Origin of the sequence: Nocardiopsis ganjiahuensis DSM 45031 (assembly GCF_000341085.1) — a bacterium.
In the GTDB taxonomy this organism is placed as follows: Bacteria; Actinomycetota; Actinomycetes; order Streptosporangiales; family Streptosporangiaceae; genus Nocardiopsis; species Nocardiopsis ganjiahuensis.
On the sequence record NZ_ANBA01000008.1, the window covers coordinates 457,771 to 476,859 of the forward strand.

Sequence of the window (19,089 nt, forward strand, 5' to 3'; positions counted from 1 at the left end):
GCCTCCTCCGTTCCGCCGCCCCGAGGCCCTGACCGGAAACGGCCTCCCCTCCACGGTGACAAAGGTCGGCGAAGGGTACGAATCATGTGCACCACCCTCACCCCCGGCGACACGGGTACCAGTTGTCCACAGGGCGTCCCCGTGCAGGTGGCCACAGAGCGGCCGTGTGCTGTGGTCCGGACCTGTTCAGGGGGTCCGGGGAGGTGCCCGCCCCGGCGGGCCCGCGCCCGCTCCACGCTCCCACGTCCGTCCCGGCCCCCACCCCTTTCACCCCACCCGCCCCACCGCTGCGAGGTCCCCATGGAACACACCCACGTCGTCGACGGGCTCCGCGCCCCGGTCGAGGTGGTGTACGACCGCTGGGGTGTGCCGCACGTACGCGCGCACAGCGCCGACGACGCGTTCGTCGCGCAGGGCTTCACCGCCGCCCGGGACCGGCTCTTCCAGCTCGACCTGTGGCGGCGGCGCGGGCTGGGGCTGCTCTCCGAAGTACTCGGGCAGCGCTACCTGGAACAGGACCGCGCGGCCCGGCTCTTCCTCTACCGGGGCGACATGGACGCCGAGTGGGCCGCCTACGGAGAGGGGGTGCGCGAGGTGGCCGAACGCTTCACCGCCGGGATCAACACCTACGTCGGACTCACCGAACTCGAACCCGCCCTGCTCGGCCCCGAGTTCGACGCCCTCGGCTTCACCCCGAGCCGCTGGGCACCCGAGGACCTGGCCCGCATCCGCTCCCACGGCCTCTACGCCAACGCGGAGAAGGAACTGGCCCGCGCCATCACCCTGCGCGACCTGGGGCCCGAGGCCGAGGACCTGCGCGCGGTCCGTGAACCCGAAGGCCCCCTGGACGTGCCCGAGGGCCTGGACCTGGACGTGTTCCATCCCGGGGTCCTGGACGTGTACCGGCTGGCCTGCTCCCCCGTGGACCTGACCGGGATCGGGACGCCGCCCGGAACCGGGGCTCCGTCCGAGCCGGCGCACCCGTCCGGAACCGGGGACCGGCCCGGCGCCGGAGAGCGCCCGGCCCCGCTCGAACCCGACGGCAGCAACAACTGGGTGATCGGTGCCGAACGCACCGCCACCGGACGCCCGATCCTGGCCAACGACCCCCACCGCGCGATCGGCAGTCCCGCCCTGCGCTACATCAGCCACCTGAGCTGCCCGGAGTTCGACGTGATCGGGGCGGGCGAACCCGCGCTGCCGGGGATCTCCATCGGGCACAACGGCCGTGTCGCCTTCGGCCTGACCGTCTTCCCCGTCGACCAGGAGGACCTGTACGTCTACGAACTCCACCCCGACGACCCCGGGCGGTACCGCTACCGCGGCGGCTGGCGGGCCGTGGACACGGTCACCGAACACGTGCCCGTCCGGGGCGGCCCCGACCAGGAGGTGAAGCTGGACTTCACCGTGCACGGACCGCTCGTGCACACCGACCGTCGACGCCGCGCCGCCTTCGCGGTGCGCGCTGCCTGGCTGGGCCCCGGGATGGCCCCCTACCTGGGCAGTGTCCAGTACATGCGGGCCCGCGACAGCCGCGGGTTCCGCGACGCCATGCGGGTGTGGGGCGCCCCCGGCGAGAACCAGGTGTACGCCGACGCCGAGGGGTTCGGCTGGATCGCCGCGGGCCGGGTACCGGTCCGGCCGAACTGGGACGGCACCCTGCCCGTGCCCGGGGACGGCAGCCACGAGTGGGCGGGCTTCCACTCCGGTGGGGAACTGCCCGCGGTGCACCGGCCCGAACAGGGGTGGTTCGCCTCCGCCAACGAACACAACACCGGCCGCGCGCCCGGATGGAAACCGTTCACCGTGACCAGGGACTGGGCGGCGCCGCTGCGCTACGAACGCATCGCGGAGGAACTGTCGGCGCGCACCGACTGGACGGTTCAGGACGCCTGCCGCCTGCAGAACGACCACGTCAGCCCGGCCGCGCGCGCCGCACTCGCGGTGCTGGACCAGTTGCCGGACACCGCCCCGGGGGCCGCCGAGGCCCTCGAACTCCTGCGCGGCCGGAGCAGCCGCCCGTGGGACGGGACGATGGCGGTCGACCTGCCCCAGCCCACGCTGTTCGAGCACTGGTTCCGCCGCCGCCTGCGCCCGGCCCTGCTACACGACCGCCTGCTGCCGCTGGTCGGCCCGGAACGGGTCGGGGAGGCGGTGCGCGCGGTCTCCCCCGACGAGAACGTGGCGGGCGATCCGCGCACGGGTCTGCGCCTGCTGGCGGAGGCGGTCCTGAGCGAGGAGGGCCGGTCCCTGGTGGCGCGCACGCTGGGCCTGGCCTACCTGGACCTGGTGGAACGGCACGGCCCGCCCGGTGCCGCCTGGCACTGGGGCGAGCACCACTTCGCCCGGCTCGACCACCCGCTCGCCCGAGCCGGGACCCCTCCGGCCTGGGCCGAGGGGCGGCGTGTCGCCCGCCCCGGCAGCGCGGACACCGTCGACCTGACCGCCTACGACGGCTCCGGCCGCCAGTACCACGGCGCGTCCTTCCGGATCGTGGTCGACGTCGGAGACTGGGACGGGTCCGTGGCGGTCAACGCCCCCGGCCAGTCCGGGGACCCCCGCAGCCCGCACCACGACGACCTCACCGGCCTGTGGTCCCGGGGCCGCTACTTCCCGCTCCTCTACTCACGCGAGGCCGTTGACCGCCACCGCGAGACCACGCTGCGCCTGCTTCCCCGCACCACCGCGCGGACCGGCTGAGGGTTCGCACCGGGGTCGGCCGCCCCTACGCCCCGCCCGGACCGGCGGAGTCCGGCCGGCCGGCGGGGGCGACCGCACGCCCCAGCCGGGCGGAGAGTTCGGCCACGTACCCCTTGAGCTCCTCGGGGGCCTCCACCGTGAAGTCGGGGCCGGTCAGGGCCAGCACGATCGCGATCCACTCGTAGGAGTCCACGCGGGCGGTGTACCGGGACCTGTCCGGTCCGACCGCCTCCAGCGAGCCGTCCACCCGGGTGATACGGGCGGCCACCTCGGCCGCCGGGGCGTGGAAGAGCACCGTGACGGTGTGGCGTTCCTCCCCCGCGCCGAACCCGCGCTCCAGATACGCGGCCAGGTCCTCGTCGGGGAGCTCCCTGGGGGTGAACGCGGCCCGGGTCGGGGTGAGGCCGGTGATCCGGTCCAGACGGAAGGAGCGCCAGTCCTCGCGGTCCCGGTCCCAGGCGAACAGGTACCAGCGCCGTCCCAGCAGGAGCAGCCGGTAGGGGTCCACCCTGCGGCGGCGCTCCCGGCCGTCGCGGCCCCGGTGGGTCATCCGCACCCACTGTCCGGCGGCGACCGCCTCACCCAGCTCGGTGAGCACGTGCGCCGGGGCGCCGGGCCAGACCCGCCGGCCCGGGTCCACCGCCGCGGCCAGGGTGCCGGCGCGGCGCGAGAGCCGGGAGGGCAGCACCCGTTCGATCTTGCCGAGGGCCCGCTCGGCACCGTCCTCGGCCCCCTGGACCCCGCTGAGCCCGCCCGCGACCATCCGCAGCCCCAGGACCACGGGGACCACCTCGTCGTCCTCGAACATCAGCGGCGGCACCGCGTTGCCCGCCACCAGCCGGTAGTGGCCGCCGGGGCCGCGCAGGCTCTCCACCGGGTAGCCGAGCTCGCGCAGGCGGTCGATGTCGCGGCGCATGGACCGCGGGCTGGTGCCCAGCGCCTGGGTCAGCTCCGCACCGGACCACGCCCGCCCGTTCTGCAGGAGTGAGAGCAGGCGGAGCATCCGCTGACTGGTGTCGGCCATTCCTTCATTCTTCCCGGTTCCCGTCCAGTTGTGGCCGGATTCTGACCACAATCCCTCCTAGCGTTGCCGCCATGACCACCACGACAGCTGCCACGACCACCGCACCCGCCACGACCTCCCGGGACCGGGGCATCACCGTGGTCGGCGCCCGGGAGAACAACCTGCGCGGGGTGGACCTGACCCTGCCCCGGGAACGGCTCACCGTGTTCACCGGGGTGTCGGGCTCGGGCAAGTCCTCCCTGGTGTACGGCACCATCGCCGCCGAGTCCCAGCGCCAGCTCAACGAGGCGCACGACAGCTTCACCCGCAGCCGGATGGCCCACCTGGGCGTGCCCGACGCGGACCGGCTGGAGAACCTGACCGTGACCGTCGCCGTGGACCAGCGGCGGTTCAGCGGCAACGCCCGCTCGACCGTGGGCACCGCCACCGACCTCGCACCGCTGCTGCGGCTGCTGTTCTCCCGGATCGGCGAGCCCTGGGCGGGCTACTCCCCCGCCTTCTCCTTCAACGACCCCAGCGGCATGTGCCCCGAATGCGAGGGCCTCGGCAACGTGCGGCGCGTCGACGCCGACGCGCTGCTGGACCCCGCCCTGTCCCTGGACGAGGGCGCGATCCGGCTGCGCACCTTCGCACCGGGTTCGTGGCGGTGGAAGCGCTACGTGCACGCCGGGCTGTTCGACCGCACCGTGCCGGTGGGCCGCTACACCGCCGAGGAACGCGACCTGCTGCTGTACGCCGAGGGCCTGCGGCCCACCGACCCCGACCCCGAGTTCCCGGTCAGCGGGGTGTTCGAGGGGGTCGTCCCCCGCATCACCCGCAGTCTGCTGGACGCGGCCAAGCTCAACCAGCGCGACCGCGACGAGCTGGAACGGGTGGTCCGGCGCGGCCCCTGCCCCGCGTGCCGCGGCCGGCGGCTGAACCCGGCGGCGCTGGCCTGCCGGATCGGTCCGTACGACATCGCCGACCTGTGCGCGCTCACCGTGTCCGAACTCGGCCCGGTGGTGGCCGAGGTCACGGACCCGCGCGTGGCCCCGGTGACCGCCGCGCTGCTGGAGCGCCTGCGCGGACTCGAACAGGTGGGTTTGGGCTACCTCAGCCTGGACCGGGCCTCGGGCACGCTCTCCGGCGGTGAAGCCCAGCGGGTGCGGCTGGTACGGCACCTGGGCGGGTCGCTGACCGGGCTGACCTACGTGCTCGACGAACCCAGCGCCGGGCTGCACCCCGCCGACGTGCACCGGCTCACCGGGCTGCTGCGTCGCCTGCGCGACAAGGGCAACACGGTGCTGGTGGTGGAGCACGACCCCGACGTGATCGCGGTCGCCGACCACGTGGTGGACCTGGGGCCCGGCGCGGGGGACGAAGGCGGCCGGGTGGTGTACGAGGGGTCGGTCGAGGGGCTGCGGGCGGCCGACACCCCCACCGGCCGCTACCTGCGCCGCCCCCGCACGGTGAAGGCCCGTACCCGCACCCCGACCGGGCGCGTGGAGATCCGCGGGGCCCGCCTGCACAACCTGCTCGGGGTGGACGCGGACCTTCCCACCGGCGTGCTGACGGCGGTCACCGGGGTGGCGGGTTCGGGCAAGAGCTCGCTCGTGCACGGTGAGCTGCCCCGGGTGCGGCCGGACGCGGTGGTCCTCACCCAGGGGGCGCTGCGCGGCGGCCCCCGGTCCACGCCGGTGACCTACCTGGGGGCGCAGGACGCGCTGCGGGGGCTGTTCGCCCGGGCGCACGGGATCTCGCCCGGCTGGTTCAGCGCCAACTCCAAGGGGGCCTGCCCGACCTGCCGGGGGCGCGGGGTGATCGTCACCGACCTCGCCTTCCTCGACGACGTCGAGACGGTGTGCGAGGACTGCCGGGGACTGCGCTTCAACGCCCGGGCGCTGTCGTACCCGTTGAACGGGCGCACCGTCGCCGAGGTACTGGCACTGACCGCCGCACAGTCGCGGGGGCTCTTCGAAGGGCCGGCCGGGGAGCCGGTGGTCGCCGGGGCGCTGGAGCGGATGGAGCGGGTCGGGCTGGGCTACCTCCGGCTGGGGCAGTCGCTGGACACGCTGTCGGGCGGGGAGCGCCAACGGCTCCGACTGGCCCGGGAACTGGCCGCGGCCGCGCGGCTGTACGTACTGGACGAGCCCACGACCGGCCTGCACGGGGGTGACGTGGCCGGGCTGGTCGCCCTGTTCGACCGGATGGTGGACGAGGGGGCCACGGTGGTGGTGGTCGAACACCGGATGGACGTGGTGGCCGCCGCCGACCACGTGGTGGACCTGGGCCCGGGGGCGGGACCAGAGGGCGGCCGGGTGGTCTTCGAGGGGACCCCCGCCGAGTTGGCGGATTCGGGCGTCGGCGCGACCGCTGACGCCCTACGCGCCCACCTGGCCGGGTAGCCCGGGCCGGGATGGGACCGTAAAGCGCACTCGCGCGGCTTTTCGGGGCCCGGTCGGCTGCCCGGCCGCAAGACAGCGAAGGAGGCCCCCGCTCCGTCGGAGTGAGGGCCCATCACCTGAGGGGTGTGGTCAGCGGGCCGCTCGGGATTCAGCCGTCAGCAGCGCCCGCCACTCCGCAGAGGGGAACGACAACACGGCACCGCTCCTGTTGACCGTGTCACGCACGTCAGCCCCGCCGCTGTGCTCACGCACCTCGACGCACTGTCCCCCGTTCTGGGAGTAGCTCGACTTGTGCCACTCGTTACTCATCACTGATCTCCTTCAATCTGCGAAGGGTGTCGTCTGCGGGGAGAGCACTACCAAGAGCGGTGCGCGCGAGGTCTTGCAACCGCTGAACACCACGGGCTTCATTGACCACGATAGTGCCGTTCGTGTGCTCCGAAGTCGCCACCCTTGCACCATCCTGAAGCTTGTAAATCTGGAACGGTGAAGTGACTCCCGCGAGGATGCTGCCTGCGGGAACCATGTTGACTCGCACCCGGTCCGACGACACCAGCTCCAGGAGATGCAAGGCCTGTTGCTTCCTCGCCGCAACAGGAACCCCAATAAGCCCCATTTCAGGAAATGTCGCAAAGATCCTGAGCCCCGGATTCAGCTTGGACAGCTGGGAACAGCGGACCTTCACGAGTTCGTCGATCACCTGCATGGAGTCCGAAGGCCGCCCTTCAGCGAGCGCGTAACGCGCGTACAGCGGCGATTCCAGGATAGCGGGGACCAACACGGGCGTGACGACCTCGATCGTCACAGCCTGTCGTGAGAGCTGGTCATCATCACGCAACCATGAGGGCGCGCCTGCTGTCTCTCTCACAACTTTCAACAATCCCAGCAAGCCGCCACGCGCCTCGAAGAATTCGTCCAGCTTGCGAACAGTCTCCTCATCCGGCGTTGTTCGACCGTTTTCCCAGTTCGAAGCAGCAGAAGGAACGTAGCCGACAATTGCTGCGGTCTGCGCTTGAGTTAGACCGCGTTGCGTACGGAGGCGACGCAGCTCCCTTTGGAAGTCATTCACATGACACAGAATCACACGGGAATAACACACGTGGGGAGTGTCCTGACGGAAAGATTCACGTCACCTAGCGTGACCTGGCCGTTCCGCCGACGCTGGGGTCATGGACGCACATGGACACTTCCAGACGCAGACCACCGCCTCCTCAACCCAACCGCTCCTCGCCCTTGAGCAGGCGTTCAAGGCCCGCCAGCTCCTGACCTACCGGGAGGGCGAAACCCTGATCGTCAACGACCCCTATTTGCGCCAGCGGGTCGACGTCTTCTGCAACGAGCGCTGGTTTTGCTGGTGGTCGCCTGCGGGAGAACGCGAGTTCGTGGATCGTCACCGGGCGGCCGAGGCCGTGGACCAGATCATCGGGCAGTACGCGGGCATCTGCATGAAGGACCGCTGATGATCCTCTGCACCCGCAAAGAGCTCCTGGACACCGGCCGCGAGTTCTACCTGACCACCGGGCAGGTCGCCCTCGTCCTGGAGATCGGCACCACCACGGTGAAACGCCTCGAAACCACCGGTAGGCTCCGCGCCCTGAAGAACAGGCGGGGGTGGCGCTACTTCAACGCCGGGGACGTCTTCGACTTCATGGAGGAGCGCGACTCCGAGACCTGAGGCAGCACACATCCCCCCTGAACGGGGCGCGACCTCACCCGAGGCGCGCCCCGTTCGACGTCCGCCCGAAAACCCCCTGCGTGGGCAGCGGCACCTGCACGAGACTGCTGGGCGCGGCGCGACCCGCCCCCACTGTCTGCCTGAACCATCGAAGAGGCCCCGAGTTGTCACGTCTGGCTGCCCTTGTGCCCCGAACCCTGGGCAACCGGGGTTTTCGCCTGCTCATGGGCGGCCGGAGCGCGGGCGATCTGGGTTCGGAGATGGTGCCGGTGGCCATGGTCGGCCTGGTGCTGGTCGAACACGGTCCCCTGATGCTCGGTCTGCGGGACTCCCCCGGCTGACCCCGCCCCCTGCGGAGAAATCCTCCCTCGCCGGGAACTCCCGGGGCCTACCGGACGACGTCAGTGGCGACCACGATGCCCCCGGCATGAGGAGACCCATGGCTCCGGCACCCGCTTCCCCAGATCCGGCAGCGACGACCACCTCCGTACCCGAACCCGCGGCCAAGGCGGAACGAGAGCGCACCCCACGGCGGCCCGGGGTGTGGGCCCAGCTCAGACCGCTGATCCTGCGGCTGCACTTCTACGCGGGCGTGCTCGTGGCGCCCTTCGTCCTGATGGCCGCGGTCTCCGGGCTGCTCTACGTGTGGACCCCACAGGTGGAGCAGGCCCTGTACGAGGACCTGCTGCGCGTCCCGGCCGCCGAACAGTCGCTGCCCCTGACCGAACAGGTGCGTGTCGCCGAAGCCGAGATCCCCGGCGCCCAGGCGGACTCGGTACGTCCGGCCACCACCCCCGAGGACTCCACCTGGGTGCACCTAGCCCTGCCCGGCGCCGACTCGGATCCGCATTCGAGCACGCAGACGACGGTGTTCGTCGACCCCCACCGGGGCGAGGTGCTGGGGGTGTCCGAGAGCTACGGGACCAGCGGCGCCCTGCCGGTACGGACCTGGATCGACCTGCTCCACCGGGAAATACACCTGGGTGACTTCGGGCGCCTGTACAGCGAACTCGCGGCCAGCTGGCTGGGTGTGGTGGCCCTGGGCGGCTTCGCCCTGTGGGTGGCCCGGGCCAGGTCCCGGCGGGCGCGCGGACTGCTCCTGCCCGGCTCCGGAAGCTCGCCGGGGCGAGGGCGCACCGTGTCACTGCACGCCGCGACCGGAGTGTGGCTCCTGCTGGGGCTGCTGTTCCTGTCCGCCACCGGCCTGACCTGGTCCAAGTACGCCGGGGCCAACATCACCGACCTGCGCCAACAGATGTCCTGGACCACTCCGGCGGTGGCCACCGAAACCCCCGCCGCCAGCCCGGGGGTGGACGCGGGGATCGACGCCGTCCTGGCCGGTGCCCGTGAGGCCGGGCTGGACGGCCGGGTCATCGTCAACCTGCCCGCGGACCACTTCTCCCCCTACGTCGTCTCCCAACTCGAACGCTCCTGGCCCACCCAGGCGGATTCGGCCGCCATCGCCCAGGACACCGCCGAGGTCACCGAGGTGATCCGGTTCGAGGACCACCCCCTGATGGCCAAACTGAGCCGCTGGGGCATCGACGGCCACATGGGGCTGCTGTTCGGGGTGCCCAACCAGATCCTGCTCACCGTGCTCTGCGGCGGGCTGATCTGGGTGATCGTCCTGGGCTACCGGATGTGGTGGCAGCGCAGGCCCACCCGCGCCGAGGCCTGGGGCGTGGGGCGCCCCTACCCCAGGGGTTCCCTCCTGGCCCTGTCCTGGCCGCTGAAGGCGGCGGTGGTTGCGACCTGCGCCGCCCTGGCCTGGGCGCTGCCTGTTCTGGGCGTCTCGCTGCTCGCCTTCCTGCTGATCGACGCCCTGATCAGCTGGCGGTCCCGCAGGTCCGTCGTGCGATCGGCGCAACCGACCGAAACCCCCGAACGGGAGCCTGCCCACCGCTGACCACGACACGAGGCCTCTCACCTGTAGAACCCGGGGCTCCCCGCACCGCGTCACCGGTGTGCGGGAGCCCCGGTTCGCGTTCCGTTGATCCGTCAGTGGTGGTCGTCGTGTCCGCTGTGGTCGGGGGCGGGGCCGGTCATCTCCTGGACGGGGACCTCCACCTCCGCCTCGCTCCCGCTGGTGAAGGCCAGGGTCACCGTGACGGTGTCTCCGACCTCCAGCGGTTCGGGGATGTCGTTGACGACGCGCATCGCCCGGCTCCGGAATCGGTGGTCTCGGTGTTGCACAGGTCGGCGTCGGGTGAGGCACTGGTGTGCACCCCGGTGACGGCGTCAGCGGTGGCGGTGGTGACGGCCAGGTAGACCACCCCTACCTCCGGGTTGGCGAATTCAGGCATCCAGGCGTCCTCGATGAGCAGCGCCTCGCTCTGGGTGCTGCCCCGGTCCGCCGCAGCCGCCACGGGTTCGGGAGCAGCAGGATCCGAGGTGCAGGAGGTGGTGAGCAGCGCCAGTGCCAGCGCAGACACCAGGGGCAGTCTCGGCGCGAACAGGGTCCTGGCCCGGGTTGGCATGTCCTGGACTGTCCTATTCGGGGTCCGCATGGTCGTGGTCATGGTCGTGTCCCTCACGCCGATTACCAGAGGTAGCGGGCGGGATGGGGTCAGTTCTCGCGCACCGGCAGCACCGCGAACACGGCGCTGCCCTCGTGGCGGATGTAGGTGTTGAGCGCGTCCCCACCCTCGTCGAGTTCGCGCTGGACGGCGATGAAACCGGTCCGCGGGTTGGCCTGCCAGGCGGTGAACAGCAGCCCGGCCTCTCGGCGCCCGCCTGACCAGCCGAGGTCGTAGTTGAACCGTTCCTAGGCGGTGTCCAGGAGTGACAGCTGTTGCCACTCCCCGATACCGCGTGCACCCCGAACGGTCTTGGGTGCGCTGGTCCCCCGCTTTCTCGTTCCCTTGGCCCGGGCACGCGCATCAGGTGCACGCTCCGAGTCGGGGTGGCGGGGTCCCTCACGCCCACGGGTCGCCGGTTCGGTCTGGACGGTCCGAGGCCCGCACCCATCGCTCCGGTGGGTGCGGGGCGGTGCCGTCCGACGCCGGATCGGATACCCCTGAGCGCGCCGCCCGATCGCGATGCTCGCCGCATCGTGCCGGGAAGTCTTACGTTTCTTGCTGGTGGTGGGTCGTTGCCAGTGCTGGGCGCCCCACGTGCTGGTGTAGGCCGGATCCACCGCGATGATCGCGATCCCGGTCGCATCAGCCATGCTGACCAGCCGGGCACGGAGCTTGGCAGTGGGCATCCCCGAGATCAGCTGACGGAACCGCTTCTTGCGGCCGTGCCTCTCCCGACTCTTGGCATCAGAAAAGTCCAGATCCTCCACCGCGATCGCCTTGGCCTCACACGCCTGGGCCCAGCACAACAGCTGGGAGAGGGCGTGCCGGATCTGGGCATCACGATGGGTCGCCGTACCGGACAGGTCATAAGAGAAGCGGCGCGGATCCCCGATCGGGTTGCCGTGGGCATCCAAGTGCCAGGCGGCCAGATGGTCAGCGTTCATATCCACACCCACCACACCCTCGGCGAGCGCAGCCTGGAGCGGGATCGCCGGGGCAGCGGGGATCTGCCAGGAGGCGGTCACATACCAACGCCCCCGCTCCACGTCCCAGTGGACGCGGTAGGCCACCGCCCGATCCGCCTCCACCCGGTCGGCCCATTCCTGCCCCCAGTGCGCGAAAACCGCCGTGCCCGCGAGCACGTACCGGCTGTGCGGCGCGTTCGCCCACCCTGCCAACGGCGCGGGGAGTCTGATCGACACCTCCCCCTGAGGCGTGACGCGGATGGTCTCGTTCCCGCACCGCTTCCCCGACTCCCCGTCAGCCTGAAGAAATGACCGCTGGGCCTCCCACCGCTGACGCCACTGGGCCTCGGTGAGCCCAGCGGCATCCAGGTGGTGGCGGTTGCGGGCCAGGTGTTTGCCGCCGCGCACCACACGCAGCCGACCGGCCTCGAAATCCGAGCGCACCGCGGCGAGCCGCTCCTCCAGAGCAGCCAGACGGCGGGACTTGGCATGCCACTCCCGCCTGGAACGGTAGCCACCCGGAGAACGCTTGGTGCCTTTCTCCCCCAGAGGCAACGACAACCGGTGGCGGAGCGTGGTAATGCCGGTTTCCAGGGTGTGCAGGTGCGCCACCTGGCTACGGCGGGCCAGCGCCCACTGATCATGGGTGGCCTTGGTGATCGCCCCCGCCCACCGCGACGACGACTCCGGCGTCAGCTGCCGTTTACGCGCCGACCAGGTGTGCCGACCGTGATCCGACCCATCCGCACACCGGGCTTTGAGATCGGTCGAGGCCAGCGAGCCCAGATGGGCGCCGACCAGCCGCAGCACCTCCTCGTCGCGTCGGGTGAGGCCTTTGAGGCGGGTGCGCACGGCCACACCGGACGGCCCCGGAGCCACATAGGGGTCCGCGATCGGCCGCGGGGCCTGCTTCTTGGTCTGTACCACCGGTTCGCTCACCCCCACCCCTGTGGCTCGTTTGTGTGTTCGAAGGTAACGCTAGCCGCGTCCGGGGGCGTGTGTGGGGAAAACCGGGAAACTTCTCCGAGCGAGGTGGAGCCGCTTGGTGCTGGTCGGGATATTCCGTCACCAGTCACCAGCGGGAACGGGACGGGGTACTCACTCATGCACGTTCGTATGACCACGTCCGTGAACAGATAAGAACCCCGCGCGCGAAACCGAAGGAGCTCTCTCTCGCACACCCGAGCGTGTCAGTGGTGAGCGTCGTGGTCATCGTGTCCGCTGTGGTCGGGGGCGGGCCCGGTCATCTCCTGGACGGGGACCTCCACCTCCGCCTCGCTCCCGCTGGCGAAGGCCAGGGTCACCGTGACGGAGTCCCCGGCCGCGAGCGGTTCAGGGATGTCGTTGACCATCACGTGGTAGCCGCCGTCGACGAAGGTCGTGGTCCCGCCGACCGGAACCGGGATCTCGTCGACGACGCGCATCGCCCCGGCCCCGGACTCGGTGGTCTCGGTGTTGCACAGGTCGGCGTCGGGGGAAGCGCTGGTGTGCACACCGGTGACGGCGTCGGCGGTGGCGGCGGTGTTGGTGACCGCCAGGTAGACCACCCCCACCTCCGGGTTCGCGGGCTCCGGCATCCAGGCGTCCTCGATGAGCAGCGCCCCGCTCTGGGTGCTGCCCCGGTCGGCTGCGGCCGCCACGGGTTCAGGGACCGCGGGCTCCGAGGAACAAGAGGTGGCGAGCAGTGTCAGGGCCAGCGCCGACACCAGGGGCAGTCGCGGCGCGAACAGGGTTCTGGCCCGGGTTGGCATGTCCTGGATTGTCATGTTCAGGGTCCGCATGGTTGTGGTCATGGTCGTTTCCTTCACGTCGGTTACCAGAGGTCGTGGGCGGGGTGGGGTTGGTTCTCGCGCACCGGTGGCACCGCGAACACGGCGCTGCCCTCGTGGCGGATGTAGGTGTTGAGCGCGTCCCCGCCCTCGTCGAGTTCGCGCTGGACGGCGATGAAACCGGTCCGCGGGTCGGCCTGCCAGGCGGTGAACAGCAGCCCGGCCTCACGGCGCCCGCCCGACCAACCCAGGTCGTAGCTGGCCCCCCGCCGGAGCATGCGCGCGCCCAGGGTGCGTTCCGGGCTGGCCAGCCGGATGTGCGCGTTCACCGCGATGACCGGTTCCCCGTCGTCGCCCCGGGCCGCCAGGTCCGGCAGGGCGTCCTCCCGGTCACCGCCCAGCGGCGCTCCGTCGGACAACCGGCGCCCCACCACCTGCTCGCGCTGGCGGGGGTCGAGGTCGAACCAGTCATCGAGGAGCATGCGGATGCGGCGCACCACCACGTACGTTCCGCCGTCCATCCAGGACGCGGCGCCGTCGGGGTGCGCGGCCAGGACCTGCGGGCCGAACTGCGCCTGGGCCGGGTCCGGGTTCACCGTCCCGTCGATCTGCCCCATGAGGTTGCGCGGGGTGGCCGCGGGGTCGGTGGCCGTGGCCGCGGCCCGCTGGAACCCGGGCAGCGACCAGCGCACGAGGGCGTGCTCGCGGACCAGGCCCAGCAGGTGTTCCACCGCGGCGCTGACCACGAGCGGGTCCTCCGCGCCCACGTGCAGCATCAGGTCTCCCCCGCACAGGGCGGGGTCGAGGTCGTCGGAGGCGAACTCGGGCAGGTCCGCCAGCGGTTCGGGGCGGCGCTCGGCCAACCCGGCGCGCTCCAGCAGCGAAGCGCCCAGGCCGAGGGTGATCCCCAGCGAAGCAGGGTGCAGCCCTTGGGTGGGCGCTCCCTCGGCGATCTCGGCCAGCCCGTGTTCGTGCAGTTCCCGTGTTTGTTCGCCCCACAGCCGTAGCACCGTGCGGGCCTGTTCCGAAACCTGCTCGGGCCGTTCGGCCCGCAGGTCCACCGCCACCATGTGGACATGGGCGGGGGTCGGGGTCAGCAGCGCGGGCGGTCGCCCCTCCTCGGGGGCGGCCCTGCCCAGGCTCAGCTCCCGGGCCGGATCCCCCTGTGCCGGGCTGTCGCGTTCGACCAGACGACCGGTGGCCAGGCCCGCCGCTCCCGCGACCCCCGCGATCCCGGCCGCGCCCAGTCCGGTGAGCAGCCCTCTGCGGGACACCCTTGCTTCATGAGCGTTCACAGCAGCTCCGCGAGCAGCACCGGCAGCAGCGGCGCGATCTGGTCGGCCTGGACACCTTCGGCGAACATGCCCGCCGCTTCACCCCCGGGCGTCAGGACCAGGATCCTGCCGCCGTGGGAGACCAGGTACTCACCCTCGGTCTCCTCGGGCGCCTCGATCGGGACGCCGTAGTCCCGGGCCGCCCGGACGGTGTCGTCCACGTCGCCGCGCACCCCCTGGAAGCCGGGGTCGAACCGGTCCAGCCAGGAACGCAGCTGCTGGTCGGTGTCGCGTACGGGGTCGCTGCTCACCATCACCACGTCGAACCCGTCCGCGTCGTCCCCGGCCTGCTCCAGGGCCAGGTCGATCTCGGCCATCGTCATGGGGCACACGTCCGGGCAGCTCGTGTAGCCGAAGAACAGCAGGGTGAGGCGGTCGTCGGCGACGTCGGTGAAACCCCAGGGCTCACCGTCGACGGTGGCCAGTTCGATCCCGGAGGCGGCCATCGGCTGGTCCGAGAGGTCGAGGTAGTGCTCGGCCTCGGAGAGACCGGGGCCGCCGCAGGCGGTGGCGCCGAGCAGGACGGCGCCGACGGCAGCGGCGGCGGTGAGGGTACGGTTCCGGCGCGGGTTCGGGCGCTGGGTTCTCATGGGGTGGCTCCTCGCGGGACGGTGGTCTCGGTGGTCTCGGTGGTTCGGGGAGAGGCGGATCACGCCGCCTCCCGCAGCAGCCGGGCCAGGTCACGGCGGCCTCGGGCCACCCGGGAGCGGACGGTGCCGATCGGAACGCCGGTGAGCTCGGCGGCCTCGGCGTAGGGCACCCGCTGGACCTGGGTGAGGACGAAGGCCGTGCGCCGGTCCTCGGGGAGGTTCTCCAGCAGGGAGACCAGGGCGAGGTACTCGTCGAAGCGCCCCGGTTCGGCCGCTCCGGGGCCGAGCGCCCGCTCCCAGTCGTGGACCGGTTCCGTGCGGGGCGCGCGCTCCCGGCTGCGGTAGCGGTCGGCGACGGTGTGCCGGGCCACGGACAGCAGCCAGGCCCGGACCGGGGCCCGCCCCGCGTAGCCCGGCAGCCCGCGCACGGCCCGGTGGAAGGTCTCCTGCGTGAGGTCCTCGACCCAGGCGGGATCGACCCGGCGCGCGATGTAGCGGGCCACGTCGGCCCGGGTGAGGGTGAACAGGGCGTCCATCGCGCCGGGCACGCCGGCTGCGGCGCGCAGGGCCAGCCGGGCCAGGTCGGGCCGGTGGTGTTCAGGGGTGCGGGCGACCGCCCGCCCGTCGCTGCAGGTCATGTGAGTCGTGCTTTCTGTCACCGCCCGCGCGGTCGCCCGGCCGGGACCTGGCAGGCCGTCTCAGGACAGGCCACGGCTCAGGCCGGGGCGGCACCGAAGGAAAACGGCACAGTGCCCGCCCGGACCGGAGGGCCGGAAAGCCAGGAAGCCGGGGACCACGGGGTGTTCTGGGCAGGTGGCGCCCAAGGGGACGCCACGGGAACGCCGGAGGGCGGCCTGAGGAGACAGCGGGAAAGAGGGAGGCAGGGGACGCGCCCCCGCTTCAGGACCCTCGGATCACGGGACTCCGCTCAGGCGGCCGGCACGAACGGCGGTCCCCGCAGGACCCGGGAGTGGCGCAGATAGGGCGGACGCGACCGGGAGCGTTCGTCGGTGGCGGCGAACCTGACGGCGGTCGCCTCCCGAACGCTCGGGACCGCCCCGACCACCAGGAGCAACGGGATCAGCGAGAGCGCCATGAACCGCAGGAACGCGAAGAGGGCTTTCTCACCCAGGTGCAGCCACCACGCGCTGACCAGCGCCATCGCCAGGTGCACGGCGATCATCGCCCAGGCCGGCACGGGCTCCTGGACCAGCACCGTCCCGGTCTGACCGGCGTGTCCCAGCCCCAGGTGCCCCGAACCCGCGTCCTGGGTGTAGGCGAAGGTCACGTGCAGGGCGAGCTGCCCCCAGAGCATCCACGCGGCGAGCATCCAGTAGCTCTGCCGACGGCTCGACGCCGCCCACGCCATGGCGAAGACCACAGCCGTACCCAGCAGGAGGCCGACGACGGGCACGTCGTGCCCCGAGCTCACGGCGTGACCGATGGCGGACAGGCTCGCGCACACCAGGGTGAACACCCCGGCGCGCAGGGGTCGGCACTGCTCGCTCTCGGTCATGGCCCCCACATCGTCGCACCTGTCCCCGCACCCGCGCCACAGGGGTCGGGCTCCGTCGGGGACGGGTCCGCGCGGGGTTGACGCGGCGGTCTCGACTATGCTCGATTCGTCCCCAGTGTGAGAACAGAGGTCGCCTGTGTCCGTCTCCCCGCTCGCCCTGTTGCACGAGTGGACCTCCCGTACCGACGGGGCCCCGCTCCGCGAGTTCGTGCTGGTCGGTACGGAAATCGATCTTTCCGCCCTGGAGGAGGGCGTGGTCCCCTCCGCCCGTGGGCTCGGTGCGACGGTCACGGTGCTCGGCGCCGCCGCCGAAGGGGCCGAACCCGCCGCTGTCCAGCGCCCGGACCGCATGTACGCCCTGGTCGAGCGGACCGCGCCCGACGTGCTCCCCGAACTGGCTCTGCTGGTGGGCGACGAACACGTGGCGGCCGCCTTCGGCTCCGGTGCGCCCGGTGCCGAGAACCGTTCCTGGACCGTCCTGCGCGGCGGCCCCGACGGGGTCCCGTGGGCGCTGGCCGAACTCGGGGTGTGGCTCCGGGGCTGCTCGGCCGCCCTCACCCTGCCCGACGCACTGGCCGCCGCCCTGTCCGAACGGCTGGCCGGAACCGCCGACCGCCTGGAGGACCTGCTGCTGACCGCCCCGGTGGAGACCGAGGCGCGCGTGGTGCACAACCTGGACGCACCGCTGCTCACCCGCCTGCCCGAGGGACCGGTGGCCGAACTCACCCTGCACGCACCCCTGCGCGGCTACGACCCGCAGGCACTGACCGCCCTGACGGAGCGGCTCTCTCCCGCCCGTGTGACCCTGGGAGTGCCGGGTTCATGGTCGGCGGAGGACCGTGACGAAGCCTCCCGATCCCTGGCCGCGGCCGGGGTGGAGGCCACCGCCCGCCCTGTCGCCGAGGGTTTCCCGCAACACGGCGGTCTGATCGAGTGGACCGCCCACGACCGGCACTGCGCACTCACCTGCGGTGCCGACCTGACCGCACTCACCCGTACCGCCACCGCGCGCACAAGCCTGGAGCTGGGCCTGATCTTCCCCACCACCGTTTCACCCGAACCCGCCACCGAAGACCTCACGGCCTCCCCCGAGGAGGACGGCTACCTGACCCGGGTGGCCGCCGAACTGGAGGCCTCCGGCTGGACCCTGGAGTACGACGCGGGCGTCCACCGCGTGCACGGCAGCTTCACCAACCCGGTCCCGGTCGCCGCCCAGGTCGCCGAGCTGCTCGAGAAGCACGTCGACACCGTCCACGTGCACGCCGAGGGCCCCAAGGGGTGGGCGCTCATCGTGTGGAACCGACCCAAGCTGCTGCTGGCCTCCGCACCCAGGGGAAGCGCCTGGCGCCTGTACCGGGTCGATCCGCCCGCCACCCCCTCGTCCCGCCTGGGCGGCGGCGAGGGCCTGTCCCGTGTCGGCCTGCTGCGCACCAGCGCCCCGCTCCACCGGGTCCCGCACCGCGACGTGATCGCCTTCCTCGAGGACCTGGGCACCGACCACATCTCCCTCCTGGAGCAGGCCGGCCACCTCACCAAACCGCTCTGACCGCCCCGGGCCCGTTGGCCGAGCGCCGCTGGCCGCCGACGGCAGGGGCTCACGCTAAAGTCAGTCCTCATGCGGATTCTCGTGTTGGGCGGTACCTCGTTCGTCGGTCGGGCGATTGTTGACGACGCGTTGCGGGAGGGGCACGAGGTCACGCTCTTCAACCGGGGCCGGACCGGGCGGGACCTCTTCCCCCGTACGAAACTCCTCCTGGGCGACCGGGAGGAGGGCGACTACTCCGCCCTGGACGAGGGCGCCTGGGACGCGGTCGTCGACGTCAGCGGCTTCGTTCCCCGGCACGTACGCCAGGCCTCCGACACCCTCGGGGATCGGGTGGGGCGGTACCTGTTCATCTCCAGCAACGCCGCCTACGCGCCCGGGGCCGGTCTCTGGGCGGACGAGTCCGCTCCGCTGCGGGCCCCCGAGTGGACCACCGAGGCGATCGGCCGCGACACCTACGGCCCCCTGAAGGTCGCCTGCGAACAGGAACTGACCTCCCGCTACGGCAGGCGCGCCACGATCGTGCGGCCCGGGATGCTCGCCGGCCCCCACGACAACGTCAACCAGTTCACCTACTGGGTGCGCCGGGCCGCGCAGGGCGGAAAGGTCGTCCTGCCCGGCGACCCCGGCCAGCCGGTACAGCTCCTGGACGCCCGCGACCTGGCCCGGCTCGTGGTGCGGCTCCTCGAGGACGACCGCGAGGGCGAGTTCAACGCCATGGGCCCCGCCGAACCCCTCACCCTGCTCGAGATGCTCCGCACCTGCGCGCGGGCGGCCGGAAGCGAGATCGAACCGGTGCTGGTCCCGCCGGAGGCGATCATGGCCGCGTTCCCGCTGGTGCGACCCGACCGGGTGTGGGAGCAGTCCTTCCAGCGCGACTTCGGCAGGGCCCGGGCGGCCGGCCTGCCCTCGACCCCGCTGATCACCACCGCCGCTGACGTGCTGGCCTGGGACCGCGAACGGGGCGAGCCGCCGTTGGGCGTGGGCCCCTCCGCCGAGATCGAACGCACCCTGCTCTCCTACGTCCAGGGCCGCTGACCAGGGCCGACCCGTCGGCCACGCCCGTCCCG

At 72.0% G+C, this 19,089-nt stretch carries 19 protein-coding genes and 1 pseudogene; 8 read left to right on the forward strand and 12 right to left on the reverse strand.

Annotated features, from left to right (window positions below):
• Positions 1 to 300: 300 nt before the first annotated feature.
• Complete coding sequence (locus D458_RS0110660; protein ID WP_017586733.1) at positions 301 to 2,700, forward strand: penicillin acylase family protein; 2,400 nt, start codon at positions 301 to 303, stop codon at positions 2,698 to 2,700.
• Between the two features lie 25 nt (positions 2,701 to 2,725).
• Here D458_RS0110660 and D458_RS0110665 read toward each other — a convergent pair whose 3' ends face one another.
• On the reverse strand, positions 2,726 to 3,724 hold the full coding sequence (locus D458_RS0110665; RefSeq protein ID WP_017586734.1) for a helix-turn-helix transcriptional regulator: 999 nt from the start codon (positions 3,722 to 3,724) through the stop codon (positions 2,726 to 2,728).
• Positions 3,725 to 3,795: 71 nt separating this feature from the next.
• On the opposite strand from D458_RS0110665, the gene D458_RS0110670 reads away from it, so the two are divergent.
• A complete protein-coding gene (locus D458_RS0110670) occupies positions 3,796 to 6,108 on the forward strand; it encodes an ATP-binding cassette domain-containing protein (RefSeq protein ID WP_017586735.1) in 2,313 nt (770 codons plus the stop codon).
• 129 nt (positions 6,109 to 6,237) lie between these two features.
• Here the strand turns inward: D458_RS0110670 and D458_RS0110675 are convergent, their stop codons facing one another.
• Positions 6,238 to 6,417, reverse strand: a complete 180-nt coding sequence (locus tag D458_RS0110675) for a DUF397 domain-containing protein (RefSeq protein WP_017586736.1) — start codon at positions 6,415 to 6,417, stop codon at positions 6,238 to 6,240.
• Entirely contained in the window at positions 6,410 to 7,177 is a 768-nt protein-coding gene (locus D458_RS35430; protein ID WP_193374605.1) for a Scr1 family TA system antitoxin-like transcriptional regulator, read from the reverse strand. Before D458_RS35430 ends, D458_RS0110675 begins: the two co-directional genes overlap by 8 nt.
• 100 nt (positions 7,178 to 7,277) lie before the next feature.
• On the opposite strand from D458_RS35430, the gene D458_RS0110685 reads away from it, so the two are divergent.
• From D458_RS0110685 to D458_RS0110700, 4 genes are all read left to right on the forward strand, one after another.
• Complete coding sequence (locus D458_RS0110685) at positions 7,278 to 7,568, forward strand: hypothetical protein (RefSeq protein WP_017586738.1); 291 nt, start codon at positions 7,278 to 7,280, stop codon at positions 7,566 to 7,568.
• A complete protein-coding gene (locus D458_RS0110690; protein WP_017586739.1) occupies positions 7,568 to 7,783 on the forward strand; it encodes a helix-turn-helix domain-containing protein in 216 nt (71 codons plus the stop codon). Before D458_RS0110685 ends, D458_RS0110690 begins: the two co-directional genes overlap by 1 nt.
• Positions 7,784 to 7,947: 164 nt before the next feature.
• Positions 7,948 to 8,124: a hypothetical protein gene (locus D458_RS36335; RefSeq protein ID WP_193374606.1), complete on the forward strand. Its 177-nt coding sequence runs from the start codon at positions 7,948 to 7,950 to the stop codon at positions 8,122 to 8,124.
• A 200-nt stretch (positions 8,125 to 8,324) separates the two neighbouring features.
• A complete protein-coding gene (locus tag D458_RS0110700; RefSeq protein WP_017586741.1) occupies positions 8,325 to 9,689 on the forward strand; it encodes a PepSY-associated TM helix domain-containing protein in 1,365 nt (454 codons plus the stop codon).
• Positions 9,690 to 9,781: 92 nt separating this feature from the next.
• Here D458_RS0110700 and D458_RS38070 read toward each other — a convergent pair whose 3' ends face one another.
• From D458_RS38070 to D458_RS0110735, 9 genes and pseudogenes are all read right to left on the reverse strand, one after another.
• Positions 9,782 to 9,940, reverse strand: a complete 159-nt coding sequence (locus tag D458_RS38070; RefSeq protein ID WP_017586742.1) for a copper chaperone PCu(A)C — start codon at positions 9,938 to 9,940, stop codon at positions 9,782 to 9,784.
• On the reverse strand, positions 9,883 to 10,260 hold the full coding sequence (locus tag D458_RS33330) for a hypothetical protein (RefSeq protein ID WP_338036985.1): 378 nt from the start codon (positions 10,258 to 10,260) through the stop codon (positions 9,883 to 9,885). The genes D458_RS38070 and D458_RS33330 overlap by 58 nt, the downstream gene beginning before the upstream one ends.
• 89 nt (positions 10,261 to 10,349) lie before the next feature.
• Positions 10,350 to 10,541: pseudogene (locus tag D458_RS35435) on the reverse strand (Dyp-type peroxidase); the annotation flags it as partial.
• A gap of 6 nt (positions 10,542 to 10,547) precedes the next feature.
• The gene (locus D458_RS0110710; protein WP_239647930.1) at positions 10,548 to 12,206 is read right to left on the reverse strand and encodes a transposase; all 1,659 of its coding nucleotides are present in this window, start codon (positions 12,204 to 12,206) and stop codon (positions 10,548 to 10,550) included.
• Between the two features lie 251 nt (positions 12,207 to 12,457).
• The gene (locus D458_RS0110715) at positions 12,458 to 13,060 is read right to left on the reverse strand and encodes a copper chaperone PCu(A)C (RefSeq protein WP_017586744.1); all 603 of its coding nucleotides are present in this window, start codon (positions 13,058 to 13,060) and stop codon (positions 12,458 to 12,460) included.
• 20 nt (positions 13,061 to 13,080) lie between these two features.
• Positions 13,081 to 14,331, reverse strand: coding sequence for a Dyp-type peroxidase (locus tag D458_RS0110720; RefSeq protein WP_040702306.1), 1,251 nt, complete (start codon positions 14,329 to 14,331; stop codon positions 13,081 to 13,083).
• The gene (locus D458_RS0110725; protein ID WP_017586746.1) at positions 14,328 to 14,960 is read right to left on the reverse strand and encodes an SCO family protein; all 633 of its coding nucleotides are present in this window, start codon (positions 14,958 to 14,960) and stop codon (positions 14,328 to 14,330) included. The genes D458_RS0110720 and D458_RS0110725 overlap by 4 nt, the downstream gene beginning before the upstream one ends.
• A gap of 59 nt (positions 14,961 to 15,019) precedes the next feature.
• Positions 15,020 to 15,598 (reverse strand): RNA polymerase sigma factor, encoded by a 579-nt coding sequence (locus D458_RS0110730; protein ID WP_017586747.1) that lies wholly within the window; start codon positions 15,596 to 15,598, stop codon positions 15,020 to 15,022.
• Positions 15,599 to 15,888: 290 nt separating this feature from the next.
• A complete protein-coding gene (locus D458_RS0110735) occupies positions 15,889 to 16,476 on the reverse strand; it encodes a hypothetical protein (protein ID WP_017586748.1) in 588 nt (195 codons plus the stop codon).
• Positions 16,477 to 16,612: 136 nt separating this feature from the next.
• On the opposite strand from D458_RS0110735, the gene D458_RS0110740 reads away from it, so the two are divergent.
• A complete protein-coding gene (locus D458_RS0110740) occupies positions 16,613 to 18,022 on the forward strand; it encodes a hypothetical protein (RefSeq protein WP_017586749.1) in 1,410 nt (469 codons plus the stop codon).
• A 69-nt stretch (positions 18,023 to 18,091) separates the two neighbouring features.
• Positions 18,092 to 19,057: an NAD-dependent epimerase/dehydratase family protein gene (locus D458_RS0110745; protein ID WP_026119182.1), complete on the forward strand. Its 966-nt coding sequence runs from the start codon at positions 18,092 to 18,094 to the stop codon at positions 19,055 to 19,057.
• The last annotated feature ends 32 nt before the right edge of the window (positions 19,058 to 19,089 follow it).

Bases quoted from the DNA above. Each gene is read 5' to 3' on its own strand.
- D458_RS0110670 (WP_017586735.1), top strand. From the start codon at position 3,796: ATGACCACCACGACAGCTGCCACGACCACCGCACCCGCCACGACCTCC.
- D458_RS0110675 (WP_017586736.1), bottom strand. From the start codon at position 6,417: ATGAGTAACGAGTGGCACAAGTCGAGCTACTCCCAGAACGGGGGACAG.
- D458_RS0110665 (WP_017586734.1), bottom strand. From the start codon at position 3,724: ATGGCCGACACCAGTCAGCGGATGCTCCGCCTGCTCTCACTCCTGCAG.
- D458_RS0110725 (WP_017586746.1), bottom strand. From the start codon at position 14,960: ATGAGAACCCAGCGCCCGAACCCGCGCCGGAACCGTACCCTCACCGCC.
- D458_RS0110690 (WP_017586739.1), top strand. From the start codon at position 7,568: ATGATCCTCTGCACCCGCAAAGAGCTCCTGGACACCGGCCGCGAGTTC.
- D458_RS33330 (WP_338036985.1), bottom strand. From the start codon at position 10,260: ATGCCAACCCGGGCCAGGACCCTGTTCGCGCCGAGACTGCCCCTGGTG.
- D458_RS0110730 (WP_017586747.1), bottom strand. From the start codon at position 15,598: ATGACCTGCAGCGACGGGCGGGCGGTCGCCCGCACCCCTGAACACCAC.
- D458_RS0110715 (WP_017586744.1), bottom strand. From the start codon at position 13,060: ATGACCACAACCATGCGGACCCTGAACATGACAATCCAGGACATGCCA.
- D458_RS0110745 (WP_026119182.1), top strand. From the start codon at position 18,092: ATGCGGATTCTCGTGTTGGGCGGTACCTCGTTCGTCGGTCGGGCGATT.
- D458_RS0110660 (WP_017586733.1), top strand. From the start codon at position 301: ATGGAACACACCCACGTCGTCGACGGGCTCCGCGCCCCGGTCGAGGTG.
- D458_RS0110685 (WP_017586738.1), top strand. From the start codon at position 7,278: ATGGACGCACATGGACACTTCCAGACGCAGACCACCGCCTCCTCAACC.
- D458_RS0110735 (WP_017586748.1), bottom strand. From the start codon at position 16,476: ATGACCGAGAGCGAGCAGTGCCGACCCCTGCGCGCCGGGGTGTTCACC.
- D458_RS38070 (WP_017586742.1), bottom strand. From the start codon at position 9,940: ATGCGCGTCGTCAACGACATCCCCGAACCGCTGGAGGTCGGAGACACC.